At 63.8% G+C, this 13,141-nt stretch carries 11 protein-coding genes and 1 tRNA gene; 5 read left to right on the top strand and 7 right to left on the bottom strand.

Translation table 11 applies throughout. The annotated features are described in order from the left end of the window. Positions 1–33: 33 nt before the first annotated feature. From pgi to DMR_RS10880, 3 genes are all read right to left on the bottom strand, one after another. Positions 34–1,683: a glucose-6-phosphate isomerase gene (gene pgi, locus DMR_RS10890; RefSeq protein WP_015860957.1), complete on the bottom strand. Its 1,650-nt coding sequence runs from the start codon at positions 1,681–1,683 to the stop codon at positions 34–36. Between the two features lie 194 nt (positions 1,684–1,877). After that, the gene (locus DMR_RS10885; protein ID WP_015860956.1) at positions 1,878–3,662 is read right to left on the bottom strand and encodes an aldehyde ferredoxin oxidoreductase C-terminal domain-containing protein; all 1,785 of its coding nucleotides are present in this window, start codon (positions 3,660–3,662) and stop codon (positions 1,878–1,880) included. Beyond that, positions 3,652–4,095, bottom strand: a complete 444-nt coding sequence (locus DMR_RS10880; protein ID WP_015860955.1) for a 4Fe-4S dicluster domain-containing protein — start codon at positions 4,093–4,095, stop codon at positions 3,652–3,654. The genes DMR_RS10885 and DMR_RS10880 overlap by 11 nt, the downstream gene beginning before the upstream one ends. 186 nt (positions 4,096–4,281) lie before the next feature. Between DMR_RS10880 and DMR_RS10875 the strand changes: the two genes are divergently transcribed. From DMR_RS10875 to DMR_RS10865, 3 genes are all read left to right on the top strand, one after another. Continuing rightward, positions 4,282–4,357 (top strand) — tRNA-Ala (locus DMR_RS10875). Between the two features lie 778 nt (positions 4,358–5,135). Beyond that, on the top strand, positions 5,136–6,905 hold the full coding sequence (locus DMR_RS10870; RefSeq protein ID WP_015860954.1) for a methyl-accepting chemotaxis protein: 1,770 nt from the start codon (positions 5,136–5,138) through the stop codon (positions 6,903–6,905). A 13-nt stretch (positions 6,906–6,918) separates the two neighbouring features. Then, positions 6,919–7,434: a chemotaxis protein CheW gene (locus DMR_RS10865; protein WP_015860953.1), complete on the top strand. Its 516-nt coding sequence runs from the start codon at positions 6,919–6,921 to the stop codon at positions 7,432–7,434. Between the two features lie 200 nt (positions 7,435–7,634). Here DMR_RS10865 and DMR_RS10860 read toward each other — a convergent pair whose 3' ends face one another. Beyond that, on the bottom strand, positions 7,635–8,375 hold the full coding sequence (locus DMR_RS10860) for an SDR family oxidoreductase (protein ID WP_043600510.1): 741 nt from the start codon (positions 8,373–8,375) through the stop codon (positions 7,635–7,637). Between the two features lie 174 nt (positions 8,376–8,549). On the opposite strand from DMR_RS10860, the gene DMR_RS10855 reads away from it, so the two are divergent. Both DMR_RS10855 and DMR_RS10850 read left to right on the top strand, forming a co-directional pair. Continuing rightward, entirely contained in the window at positions 8,550–9,506 is a 957-nt protein-coding gene (locus DMR_RS10855; RefSeq protein ID WP_015860951.1) for a hypothetical protein, read from the top strand. Between the two features lie 12 nt (positions 9,507–9,518). Then, positions 9,519–10,007: a universal stress protein gene (locus tag DMR_RS10850; protein WP_015860950.1), complete on the top strand. Its 489-nt coding sequence runs from the start codon at positions 9,519–9,521 to the stop codon at positions 10,005–10,007. A gap of 198 nt (positions 10,008–10,205) precedes the next feature. Here DMR_RS10850 and DMR_RS10845 read toward each other — a convergent pair whose 3' ends face one another. From DMR_RS10845 to DMR_RS10835, 3 genes are read right to left on the bottom strand one after another with little or no spacing between them, the layout of a single operon-like run. Next, the gene (locus tag DMR_RS10845) at positions 10,206–10,664 is read right to left on the bottom strand and encodes a hypothetical protein (RefSeq protein WP_015860949.1); all 459 of its coding nucleotides are present in this window, start codon (positions 10,662–10,664) and stop codon (positions 10,206–10,208) included. Between the two features lie 11 nt (positions 10,665–10,675). Next, positions 10,676–11,998: a vWA domain-containing protein gene (locus DMR_RS10840; RefSeq protein ID WP_015860948.1), complete on the bottom strand. Its 1,323-nt coding sequence runs from the start codon at positions 11,996–11,998 to the stop codon at positions 10,676–10,678. Then, positions 11,995–12,978, bottom strand: a complete 984-nt coding sequence (locus tag DMR_RS10835) for an AAA family ATPase (RefSeq protein WP_043600507.1) — start codon at positions 12,976–12,978, stop codon at positions 11,995–11,997. The genes DMR_RS10840 and DMR_RS10835 overlap by 4 nt, the downstream gene beginning before the upstream one ends. Between the last annotated feature and the right edge of the window lie 163 nt (positions 12,979–13,141).

The raw sequence follows: 13,141 nt of genomic DNA, 5'->3' as shown, positions 1-13,141 counted from the left end.
TTAAAAAATGTCGTATTTTTAAGGGACGCGACACTAGTCGCCCAGACGCAATTCCTTGTAGTAATTGACCAGGCCATTGGTGGAGCAGTCGTGGGACGCCACCGGCGCGTCATTCTCCAGCTCCTTGAGGATGGTTCCGGCCAGCACTTTGCCGAGTTCCACGCCCATCTGGTCGTAGGAGTTGATGTCCCAGATGGTTCCCTGGACAAAGATCTTGTGCTCATAGAGCGCGATCAGCGTGCCCAGAGTCTTGGGATCCAGGACGCGATATAGGAACGAATTGGTCGGTCGGTTGCCGGTGAAGGACTTGGCCTTGGATAAAAGCTCCAGCTGCGCTTCACCCAAGACCTTGTCGGCCAGCTCGGCCCGGGCTTCGTCCACGGTCTTGCCCTTCATGAGGGCCTCGGTCTGGGCGAAAAAGTTGGACAAGAGCATGTCCTGATGCCGGCCCAGGGGCGTGCGGGTGATGGCGGCGGCCAGGAAATCGCAGGGGATGAGCTTTCGGCCCTGATGGATCAGCTGATAAAAAGCGTGCTGGCCGTTGGTGCCCGGCTCGCCCCAGATGATGGGGCCGGTGGTGTAGTCCACAAACCGGCCGTCATTGGTGACGGACTTGCCGTTGCTCTCCATGTCGCCTTGCTGGAAATAGGCGGCGAACCGGGTCAGGTGCTGGTCATAGGGCAGGATGGCCTGGGTCTGCGCCCCGAAGTAATTGTTGTACCAGATGCCGAGCAGTCCCATGACCACCGGAATGTTGCGCTCAAGTGGCGCGGACCGGAAATGCTCGTCGGCGAGAAACGCGCCTTCGAGCATGGCTTCAAAGTTGTCGAAGCCCACGGCCAGGGCGATGGACAGGCCAATGGCCGACCACAGGGAATAGCGCCCGCCGACCCAGTCCCAGAAGGCGAACATGTTGGCCGTGTCGATGCCGAAGGCGGCCACGGCTTCGGCGTTGGTGGACAGGGCCACGAAATGCTTGGCCACGGCCGCCTCGTCGCCGGCTTGGGCGAGAAACCAGTCCCGGGCGTCATGGGCGTTGGCCATGGTCTCCAGGGTGGTGAAGGTCTTGGAGGCGATGATAAAAAGGGTCGTCTCCGGGGAGACGCGCTGCAGCGTTTCCACCATGTGCGCGCCGTCCACGTTGGAAACGAAATGCGACGTGATGCCGGGCACGGCATACTGGGCCAGGGCCAGACTCGCCATCTGCGGTCCCAGGTCCGAACCACCGATGCCGATGTTGACCACGTCGGTGATGGCCTTGCCGCTATACCCCTTCCACTGGCCGGAATGGACGCGGCCGCAGAAGATGCGCATCTGGTTGAGCACCTTGTTGACGTCCGGCATGACGTCGTGGCCGTCCACCAGGATGGGCCGGTTGGCCCGGTTGCGCAGGGCCACGTGGAGCACGGCCCGGTTCTCGGTGCGGTTGATTTTTTCGCCGGCGAACATGGCGTCGCGCCGGGCTTCCACCCCGGCCTGCCGGGCCAGGTCGAACAGCAGGCCCAGGGTCTCGTCCGTGACCCGGTTCTTGGAATAATCGAACAGGATGTCGCCCAGGCGCAGGGAAAGTTTGTCGAACCGGCCGGAATCGGCGGCGAACAGGTCGCGCATGTGCAGGTCCCTCACGCGCTCATGGTGGGCGACAAGGGCGCTGTGGGCCGGATGCTCGGTGAGTTGGGCCATGTCGGGTCTCCTTTGACCGTCGCGGGCTTGGGATCAAGGCCTTGGCCGGGGCGGGCGCGGCCGGACGACGCTATTGCCATAACACGCCGTTGTTGCGGAAAAAAGAATAAAATACGGCATCGGCCCCGGTTTGGGGCCGATGCCGTATGGCCTAGCATATCGCTGCGTCCATTGCACGGCGGGGACTGCGTTTTTTACAAAGCCGGCGGCTGGGCCTGGTCGGTGGCAGGCGGCGCGCCGAGTTCGGCCACGGCCTCGGCGTAGGCGGCCCGCAGGGCCTCCATGTAGACCGCGTCCACCGGACCCTTCCAGGTGGTCACCTCGGTGAAGCGTTTGGGGATGCGCGTGGCCCTGGGGTCGTAGCCGGTGGCGATCTTGAGCCGCCAGCGGGCGCGCCGGGCATTCTCGGCGGCGGCGTCAAAGGAGCCGGCCAGTTCCTCATGGCCCAGGCAGCCGAGCACCGAGGCGATGACTTCGGGCTTGTAGACCTCCCGGGCGAAAAGGCAGGCCACGAGGCAAGTCAGAAGCACTCGCTCGCGCTCGTCCTTGACCAGGAAGTCCACCACCTTGGCCACGTCCTGCTCCTTGTGCTTCTGGTCGTAGGAGTAGGCCCCGGTATCGAGGTGGGAATGGCGGAAGGCGACGGTCTGGGAGGCAAAATAGGTCTCGCCCGTGGCGTAGCCGGCCATTTCCTGGCCCAGCACGCAGGCGTAGTCGGCCCCGCCGTAATGAGCGGCGGCGACCATGGCCCCCTGGCCAAGGAGCGCATAGAAGTCGTTGGCCTTGTGGCCGATGAGCCACATGGCGCGTTTGAGGGCAGCCGCGTCGCCAAAGGTGAGCTTCACCTCGGTGTCCTTTTCGGAAATGACGCCCTTTTGCGTGGCCTCCACGGCCCAAGCCAGGGCCACGCCGGCCGAGATGATGTCCAGGCCCTGGCGGTCGGCCATGTCGTTTATCGCCAGCACTTCCACCGGATCGACGACGCCAAGCATGGGGCCGGCCGCGAAGTTGGGTTCGTGGTCGTAGGCCACCTGATGGATGGCGAACCGGTGGGAAGAGGAGAACATCTCGCGCACCATGCCGACGTGGATGCAGCCCACCGGACAGCCGGCGCAGGCAGCGTTGTGCATGAGGAGCTTTTCGGCAAAGGCCTCGCCCGAGATCTTGTCGGCCTCGGAATCGCTCGTCGCGGCCAGGTTGCGCCAGGGCAGCGACTTGAGTTCGTTTAAGGGCAACACGTTGGCCGGGGTGCCAAGGTTGTGGTATTTTTCCATCATCCCGGAGGATGTGACCTTTTCGTGGATGTCCTTGAAAAGCTTGGCATAGCCCTTGTCGGCCGGCAGCGGCAGGTCGCCGTCGCCCTGGATGACGATGCCTTTGAGGTTTTTCGAGCCCATGACCGCCCCGGCTCCGAGGCGGCCGAAGTGGCGGTAGGTGTCGACGTTGATGCAGGCGTAGCCCGAGCCGTTTTCTCCGGCCGGGCCGATGCGTAGAATGCTGCGGTGGCCCGAAGCCCCCTCGGCGATCTTTCGCAGGAGCTTGCCTGTGGTGAACACGTCGGCCCCGGCCAGATAGTGGACGTCGATACGTTCGATGCGCCGCGAGCCGACCACCAGGGTGGAGAGCCGTGGGGCCTTGCCCACCACGACCAGGGCGTCGTAGCCGGCAAAGCGCAGGGCCAGGGCCGAGCGGCCGCCGGCGTGGGATTCGGCGTAGTTTTCGTTATATGGCGATTTGAAGCCGCACACGGTCTTGCTCATGAGCGGGAAATAGCCCGTGGCCGGACCAATGGCGAATATCAGCGGCTGACGGGGATCGAAGGCCGGGGCCGTGGGCAGGCCGTATTTTTCATAAAGGAGCGCCGCCAGCCCCGAGCCGCCGAGGCATTGCCGCCGACCGGGCAGGATGGCCAATTCGCCGCGACCGCGTTCGAGGTCATACACCAGGACGCGGAACAGATCGTTTGCCTCATTCGACATGGCAGCTCTCCAGGCAGGGGGCGGCGGGCGTGTCGGCCTCGACCAGCTCCAGGCAGTCATGGGGGCAATAGGCGGTGCACTGGCCGCAGTGCAGGCACACGGCGGGATTGCCGGCCGCGTCAAGATTGATGGCGTCCACCGGGCAGGCGGCGGCGCACTGGCCGCACTGGATGCACAGGGATTTTTTGAGCGTCACCCCGCCGCCGGACTTGCGCTGACTCATGGCTCCGGTTGGGCAAGCGGCCGCGCACGGGGCCGGGTCGCAGGCCAGACACAAGATGGCCTGGAAGCCGCTGGACACGCCGCCGGTGGACCGGATGCGAATGCCGGCGGTCTGCCAGGACATGGACTTGTACACCAGCCGGGCGCAGGCCAGGGAGCAGGAATGGCAGCCGATGCAGCGCTCCATGCGCAGGGCGCGATGGATCTTCATGGTCGGATCTCCAGAGGCGAAATCGCCAAAAAAGGCATAATGGTTTCGGGTATCTTTCAATTGGCATAGTGGCATCAGGAACGCCCGAGGTCAACCGCCGGCCGGCGACATTTGGCCGACGCCACGAAAACGGCAAAGGATTTCTTGACCGGGCCGGCGAATACGCTTAATAACCTTTCTCCCAACGGGGGCGTAGCTCATCTGGGAGAGCGATGCGTTCGCAACGCATAGGTAGTGGGTTCAAGTCCCATCGCCTCCACCAAAGGATTGCAAGGGCCTTGCGGCAGATGCCGCAAGGCCTTTTTTTTGTGCAGAACAACCAGCCAGCCACGACTGCCCACGACGAACTTGGCGCACCAGGTATGCCCTTTCCGAACGCTGGGCAAACCGCCTGCCGCCAGAACATCATTCCGCCATACTTGACGCTTCTCGACTGAACGGGGACTGACGGTCATAGAATTGTTGTTCACAAGGCCTCAAGTCATTCGTCGTCGCCACTTTGCATGAGCCCCTTGCCTCCATTGCGCCTCGTCACTGCTTCGCAATCGATGGGCGTTGCACTCGTCTCTTGAACCCCGGGTCAGGACTCGCCTCTCCAATCCTGCATGGCGATGTTCGGCGTCATCATCGGATGGAGGCTGTACGTTGTCCGTCCTTAGGCGTGCCATGGAGAAACGGTTATTATTCACATAATAAACCATTTGACAACATATGGTTAGCGTAACAACAAATCTTATTGCAAAATATTAATGGTCCATTTAAATTACGAAAGGCGGCACACTTGCGAGAAATGCAAAAAATCCAGGAAATTCGCAGAGCAATGACGATCTGGATTTGCCATGCCCGCGAGTCGCCAACCCAGGTTGCCGCATGCCCTTGGTTAAAAAGGACTGTCGGTGGCAAGGGCGTATCCCGATGCAGGCGGGGGGCTTGTTCGGGGCGTTGAAGTTGATGATTGGGGGAAGCGGTTTTGGGTGATCAGTCAGGGCATAGACGCCGGACTGATGTTTTTATGTTTTGTTTTGATATGGAGTTGTTTCATGCAGTGGTTTTACGATTTGCGCGTTGGCAAGAAACTGATCATTTCTTTTATTATCATGGCGATTATTACAGGAATTGTCGGTTACCTCGGTTTGCACAATATGGGTGCCATTAATAGCATGAATAACACGATGTACGAACGAGAGCTTCTTGGCATTTCTGCTGTCAAAGAAGCCAATATCGATCTTATTTATGCTGACCGTGCCGTGCGAAACATGATCATGACGACTTCACTCGAAGATCGCGCTCGCAACGTAAAAAGCCTGGAAAAATATAAGAATGAATACCAGGAGCAGATGAACATCGCCAGAAACTTGTTCTTCTCCAAGGAAGGCAAAGAGAAAATTGCCAAACTCGATGCCGCCTGGAATGCCCTGCAACCTGTATGGAATCAAATTATTGAGGCTTGCAATAAAGAAGAACTGCAGTCGAATAGGACTTCCGTTGATCTTGCCTTGGGGGTCGGACGCGAGAAGGTTAACGCTGTTGACGATATCATGACAGATCTTGTTCGCATCAAGGAAAACAACGCCAAAAGATACTACGACGAGTCCAGCGAAATCTACAATACGAGCCGAAACGTGCTTTTTGCCATCATCGGCACAAGCATCGTCATTGGCCTGCTGCTCGGCGTCGGTATCTCTCGCGCCATTGCCAAGCCGCTTATTGCCTGCATGGAGTTTGCCAAGGCCCTGGCCCGAGGTGATCTCGGCCACAAACTCGAAGTGGTCCGGGCCGACGAGGTCGGCCAGGTCTGCCAGGCCATGCGCGAGGTGGCCGAAGCCGAAACGCGCGTCACGCAGATCGCCGAGATGATGTCCGAGGGCAACCTGCGCATCCAGGTGGAGCCGCGTTGCGCCGAGGACGTCCTCATGCGCTCCCTGGCTTCCATGATCGAACGCCTCACCGAGATCGTCGAAGAAGTCAAAAGCGGTGCTGAGAACATGGCTTCCGGGGCCGAGGAACTGAGCGCCTCTTCCGAGTCGCTGTCCCAAGGCGCGTCCGAACAGGCCGCCGCAGTGGAAGAAAGTTCCTCTTCCATGGAAGAAATCAACAGCTCCATCATGCGCAACGCCGACAACGCCCGCCAGACCGAAACCCTGGCCAAGAAAGCCAGCGCCGACGCCAAGGAATCCGGCGCGGCCATGGTCGACACCGTGGCCGCCATGCGCCAGATCGCGGCCAAGATCTCCATCATTGAGGAAATTGCCCGCCAGACTGATCTGCTCGCCTTAAACGCCGCCGTCGAGGCCGCCCGGGCCGGCGACCATGGCCGGGGATTCGCCGTCGTCGCCGCGGAAGTGCGCAAGCTGGCCGAACGCAGCCAGGGCGCGGCCGCTGAGATCAACACCTTGTCCGCCTCCAGCCTCGACGTGGCCGAACGGGCCGGCCGACTCCTGGAAATGCTCGTCCCGGACATCCTCAAGACTTCCGATCTCGTTCAGGAGATCGCCGCCGCCTCCCAGGAGCAAAGCTCCGGTGTGGAACAGGTCAACAAGGGCCTGCAGCAGCTTGATCAGGTCGTGCAGCAAAACGCCTCGGCCTCCGAGGAACTGGCCTCTACGGCTGAGGAACTTTCCTCCCAGGCCGCCCAGCTCGTCAGCACCGTGGGCTTCTTCCAAGTGGCCGGCCAAGGCGTGCCCCGGGCCGCCCACCGCACGGCCACGGGCGACAAGGGCACCCCGCGCAAGGCCCTCCCCCGAAAAGGTGTGCCGTTGCCGGCGGCGGCCAAGGTCGATCTTGGCGACGAGCATTTCGAACAATTCTAGAGTGGGGACGGCCATGAATCAGACATCGAATATCGGCGTCCGGCGATTTCTCACCCTGATCCTGGGCGAAACAGGCATCTTTGGCATCGATATCCACGTGGTGCGGGAAATCCTCGACTATACGGACATCGCCAGATTGCCGCGGATGCCCGACCACATGCGCGGGGTGGTCGACGTGCGGGGCCAGGCCGTGCCGGTCCTTGATCTCGGCCTCAAGCTCGGCTTCGGCCCAGTCAACCAAACCCTGAATACGCGTATCGTCATCGTGGAGCAGCCCGACCCCGACGGGGGCGTCCGACTGGTGGGGGCGCTGACCGAAGCGGTCAAGGAAGTGCTGGAACTCGACGCCCAGGCCATCGCGCCGCCGCCGGGCATGGGAACCGACGTCGAGGCGGCCTGCATCCAGGGCATCGCTCGCCACAACGGCCGTTTCATCATACTCCTCGACACGGCTCGGGTCTTTTCCGATGAAGACCTCGCCGGGCTGGCCAGCCTGACGCAACAGGCGGCCACCCATCACGCCGCCTGAGCGGTGCGCGAACCACAATGAAATACAGCGCACCGGCGCGGATAGTCCGCGCCGGTGCGCTTTTTTGTCGAAAAAACCGTCCCGGCAAGCATCCATCGGGATCACGCCGAAAACTGCCCCGGGGCTGTCCCTGGAACCGGCAGAGTCCGGCGGCCCCGGGCCTGGACATCCTGTTCAGGAAAACCGACCAATGCGCCCCGCTACACCATGCCGCCATTAGCCCGAATGACCGCGCCATTTATCCAGCCGCCGTCGCCGCCAACCAAAAATGACACGACCCCGGCCACGTCCTCGGGCGTGCCCAGCCGGCCAAGGGGCGTGGCCGCCGCGATACGCTCCACCATTTCCGGCGTCTTGCCCGTCAAAAACAGCTCCGTGCCCACCGGCCCCGGGGCCACGGCCGTGACGGCTATGCCGCGCGGTCCCATCTCCTTGGCGAAAATGGCGGTCATGGTTTCCACCGCCGCCTTGGTGGCGGCGTAGACGGCGTAGCCGGCCGGCCGCAGGCCGACCACGCTGGAGGAGAAGTTGACGATGCGCCCATTGTCGCGCAGCCGTGTCGCGGCCAGGCGCAACATGTTGAACGTGCCGCCAAGGTTGATGGACACGATGCGCTCGTACAGGTCGTCGCTGGTGTCGGCCAGGGAAACCAGCCCCGGCTGCATCACCCCGGCGTTGTTGACGACGACGTCGACGCCGCCGAAAACAGCTTCGGCCGCCTCGAAGAGCGCCGCCGCGTCGGCCGGGTCGGACACGTCGGCCCCGATGGCGACCCCATGGCCGCTCTCGGCCACAATGTCGCGCACAACAGCCTCAGCCCGGTTTTGCCCAGTCACGTAATTGACCACCACCGCCAGCCCGTCCGCCGCCAGACGCCGGGCCACGGCCGCGCCGATGCCCCGGGACGCTCCAGTGACAATGGCCACACGTTTGTCCATCATAAGGCCCTCCAACTTCCCTGTCGTCATCCTGCCTGGCTGATGCCGGGCATACGCGCACCAAGCCTAGCCCCTCGCCAAGTCCCAGACAAGCGGTTCAAATGCCGGCGTCTCCGTTGCCCAACAACCCGAAATCGGGCAAGGAATGGGAAACGTCCAACCGTCACGGAGGCGTCCTTGGCCCCATCCGCCCGCGAATTGCTCACCCGTCTGGCCCCGGATTTCCCGGCCCGCCACGTCGGGGAACTCTACGACGACACCACCGAATTCATGCGCATCGGCTACGGCGACGTCATGGTCCTTGGCGAGCGCCACTTCCTGGTGCTTCGCGACGAGGCCGAACGCCGCTTCGGCATGGAAGACCCAAAGTACTGGGTCAAACGCTGCCGCTGCCTGGAAACCGGCGGCCGCAACATCGTCAAGCTCGTTTTCCACGAGAACTTTCCCATGACCATCGGCTCCATGGTGGTCACCTGCACCAGAAGCCCGCGCAAGGAGACCCGCATCCTCGACCTTGTGCGTGGCGACCCACGCTTCATGCAGGGCGAGACCATCTACGACGCGGCCGACAATCCCGTGCGCATCCTCGACCTCGTCGCCGGCAAGCGCCTGGACGAGAAGATCGAGGCCCTGGAAATGCCGCACCGCGACTATTTTCACGACCTTTTTCCCACGGTCCTCGAACGCTTCATCGAGGCCTGCCAGGCCATCAAATGGCTCCATGACCGCAACGAAAAACACGGCGACGTGCGCCGCGACCACCTCTACGTGCTCCACGATTCCGGGCAGTACTGCTGGATCGATTTCGACTACACCTTCGACTTCCAGGAAAGCCCGTTTGGCCTTGATCTCTTTGGCCTGGGCAACATCATCCAGTTCCTGGTCGGCATGGGACAACACACCACCCAGTCCATCTCGCCGGCCTTGCGGGCGCAAATCACCAGCGACGATTGCTCCATCATGTTTCCCAACCGCATCGTCAATCTGCAAAAGCTCTTTCCCTACATCCCGCTCGAAATGACCAATGTCTTGCGGCGTTTTTCCCTGGCCGCCGAAGTCTATTACGACACGGCCGGCGAACTCATCGACGACCTCTGCCGCGCCCGCCAAGCCCTTGGCCGAAACGGCATCTGACCTGGAGCAGCCATGAACACCGACAAAATCCTCATTGCCTACGACGGATCGGACAATGCCCAGCGCTCCGTGGCCTATGTCGCGGCCATGGTCGGGCACGACGGAACCCGACAAGTCGATGTGGCCGCCATCGAACGGCCGGCCGACCGGGACCTTTTTGCCGATGACGCGGCCTGGAAAGCCGAATGCCAGCGCCGCAACGCCGCCATGCGCGACGCCCTGGACCAGGCCCGGGCCATGCTCGTCGCGGCCGGCATCCCCGACGACAAGGTCGGCACACGGTTCGTGGAGAGCTGCCGTTCGCCGCTGCGGGAAGCCACCGAATGCAGCATCGGCACCAGCATCGCCCTGGAAGTGCTGCGGCTGGCCGAGGAAGGCGGCTACGGCACCGTGGTCGTGGGCCGGCGCGGCGTGTCCAAGCAGGAGGAATTCCTCTTCGGCAGCGTCTCCACCAAAATCATCCACGCTGCCAAGGGGTTGGCGGTCTGGGTTGTGGCGTAAGAAAGCGACAGGAAGATGCCTTTTTTGCTCCACATCTTGGAGGGGCAACCGATAGTTTGGGTGGCGGCTGGCGGTGGATTTGACATTTCCATCAGGCGTTTTTCGTGGGCGCGCCATGAGTCCGGCCCGGAGTAAACGCCAAGGGGCCGCCCGGGACGGGTTCCTGGGCGGCCCCTTAGCGTTTGAACCTGCGTGAAGCTACTGGGCCAACCCCAGCAGCCGGTCGGCCATGAGCGACGGGGCCAGATCCCGCTTGAGGCCGGCGGTCAGCGTCAACTCTCCCCACATGTCCATGGGCTGGCTGGCTCCGGCCTCGGCCAAAGCCATCTCGAAGGCCCGGCGCAGGGCTGCAAACGACGCTTCCACTTCCGGGTAGGCGTTGTCCTGCCGCCAGGGCAGGCGCAGCGTTTGCCGCAGCGTGCCGGTGGCGTGGTTGGGCGTGGCCAGCTGGTAAAAGCCGGCCGGCGCGGCCCCGGCCCGTTCGTGCTGGCCGGGATAGCAGTGGGCCTGCCAGGAGGACGGCGGCTCGGGGATGGTCGAATCGACACGCACGTAAGGCAAGGCCAGAGCCTTTTCGTGGCCTTCCAGGACGACGTCGTAAACTAGCTCGGGACGCAGGTTGCCGCGCTTTTTGACGATATGCCAGGTGATGCGCATAGGGGACTCTCCTAGTCCAGTTGCACGACGTCGCCGAACGGCGGTCGCTCCTTGGCGGTTTTTGGCACGATCCACAGCACCGGATAGGCCGGCTCCTCGGGAAAGCGGTCGCACTGGAGATCGGTGAAATAGAGCAGACAGGCCGGCCGCAAGCCGTCGGCCTCGACCTTGGCGAAGGCCGGGCGGTAGTCCGTGCCGCCGCCTCCTCGCGGAGTCAGCGCCAGGGGCGGATCGGCCCGGGAGTACACGGTCGCTTCGCTCACGTCCGCGTCGCAGGCATAGACGTGAAGGCTTGCCTCGCAGGCGCTCAGGATGGAGCCGAGTTCGGCGCAAAAGGCGGCGAGAAGCTCCTCGTCCACCGAGCCGGAGGTGTCGAGAACAAGGGCCACCTCGCCCAGGGTCATGGAGCGCGGCGAGGGTAGATAGAGGCCCAGGTGGATATGGCGGCGGCTGGGCGGCGACCAGGAATAGTCGCTGACCGCCCGGGCCAGGATGAAGCGGCGCAAGAGCGCCGCCCAGTCGAGCCTGGGCGCGGCCAGCTCGGCCAGCAGCCGGTCGAGGCCGGCCGGCATGTTGCCCATGGCGCTGGCCGCCCGGCGCGACTGGTTGACGTCCTGGCGCAGCTTGTCGGTCAGATCGCGGTGTTCGGATTCACGGCGCTGCCCGTCCAGGTCCGGGTGGTCGCGCACCTCGCCGATGCTGCGGCTTGGCGTTTGGCCAAGGGTTCCGGCCCTGTCCTGGTCGCCCGAGGCGCTTTGGGGCTGCTTGTCCTGGCCGTTAAGCGCGGAGCCGGACGGCGCGGGTTCGGCTTGTCCGGCCTTGGCGGCCAGCGGCGTGTCGCCATCGCCGCCGCCCGGGGCGGTGTCGGCCGGCAGGGCCGATGTCTTGGCCGCATCCGTGCCGCCGCCGCCGTGGCGCTGGTCGATTTCGCCGGCCAGCACGGCATAGATGGCCTCGGCCGGTTTGCCGGCCTGGGTGGCCTCGAAGGGGTGGCCCGGGGGCAGGGTGAAACCCGCTTCCACCAAAAGGGCGGCCACGGCCAGGTCGCAGGCCCGGTTCCACAGCGCCTTGTCCCGGTCCTTGCGGCGCAGATGGTGTTCGCAGGCCAAGTGCAGGATTTCATGGGCGATAATCGCCGCGATTTCGTCCTCGCTGCGCTCGGTCACGTAAAGAGGATTGTAGCCGAGCGTGACGCCGTCGGTCCAGACGTCGCGGCAGGAGGCGTCGGCCAGGGGGGCCAGACGCAGGGCCATGGCCCCGAAAAAGGGGTGGCCCAGCACGAGCTCCATGCGCGCCCGCACGAGCTTTCGGCCCACGGCGTCGGGCGCGGTCACACGAACACCTCGGCGTTGTCCCGGGCCCAGGCGGCAAATGACGGCGTCTTGGCCGTGCGGCTGTCGCGGCGCACGGCGTCGCGCATGAGCAGCACCCCGAATTCCACCGGCAGCCGGGCGGCGTAGCGGGTCAGCGCCGGCATGACGTCCGGGCAGGCCAGCCGTCCTAGGGCCTCGCAGATGGCGTAGGCTGCGGCCGGTTCCACCGGGGCCGGCGCGGCGTCGGGATCGGCCAACACGGCGTCGGTGTCGGGCAGCTCGCGCCAGGTGCGCAAAAATCCGGAAAATTCCAAAGCCGCGCCGTCGCCCACGGCCCCGCGCAGCAGTTCCAGTTCCACCTGCGGATCGGGCGCGCCCTGCAACATGGTGGACACGAATTCCCAGGACCGGGGCGTGGGGAAGGACCGGACGGCCCGGGTCGGATCGAAATCGTGGAGCAAAGCGGGCCGGAAGCGCAAAAAGGCCGTGACCTCGGACGCGATGCCCGCAGCTTCCGCCCAGGCAATCCAGTCCTCCAGGTGGGGTTCGATTTCCAGGTGCACGAACCGGTTGGCCAAAGCGGTCGGCATCCGGTGGGTGACGGCCCGGTCCTGATCGCGGTTGCCGGCGGCGATGACGGTCCAGCCGTCGGGCAGGCGGTATTCGCCCAGGGCCCGGTCGAGGATGAGCTGGTAGCAGGCGGCCTGGACCAGGGGCGGGGCGGCGTTTAATTCGTCGAGAAAAAGGACGCCCTGGCCGCTTGTCGGCAAAAAGGCCGGAGCGCGCCAGTGGGTGCGGCCGTTGGCGTCGATTTGCGGCAAGCCGCGCAGGTCCACGGGATCAAGGAGCACGGCCCGGATGTCGATGAGCTCAAGGCCGAGAGCGGCGGCGGTCTGAGCCACGATCTGGCTTTTGCCGACGCCCGGGGGACCCCAGAGAAATACGGGTTGGCGGATGGGGAGCAGGGTGGTCAGGGCGCGGGCGACGTGAGACGGGATCAACGGCAACCTCCAGAAGAAATATCCCGGGGCGTCGCCGTCATCGGAGCAGGAGCGCGTCAGGCGGCATGGCGCGGACTTCCAGGCCGCCTGACGCGCCGGGCATGGCCACCGTCCGGAAACGCCCCGGGATGAAGTGCTGATAATGAAATTGAGAATTGATGTC

It is taken from the genome of Solidesulfovibrio magneticus RS-1 (assembly GCF_000010665.1).
Lineage (GTDB): Bacteria > Desulfobacterota > Desulfovibrionia > Desulfovibrionales > Desulfovibrionaceae > Solidesulfovibrio > Solidesulfovibrio magneticus.
The sequence above is the reverse complement of the archived record's forward strand: the minus strand, read 5'-3'. Positions and strand labels throughout refer to the sequence as shown.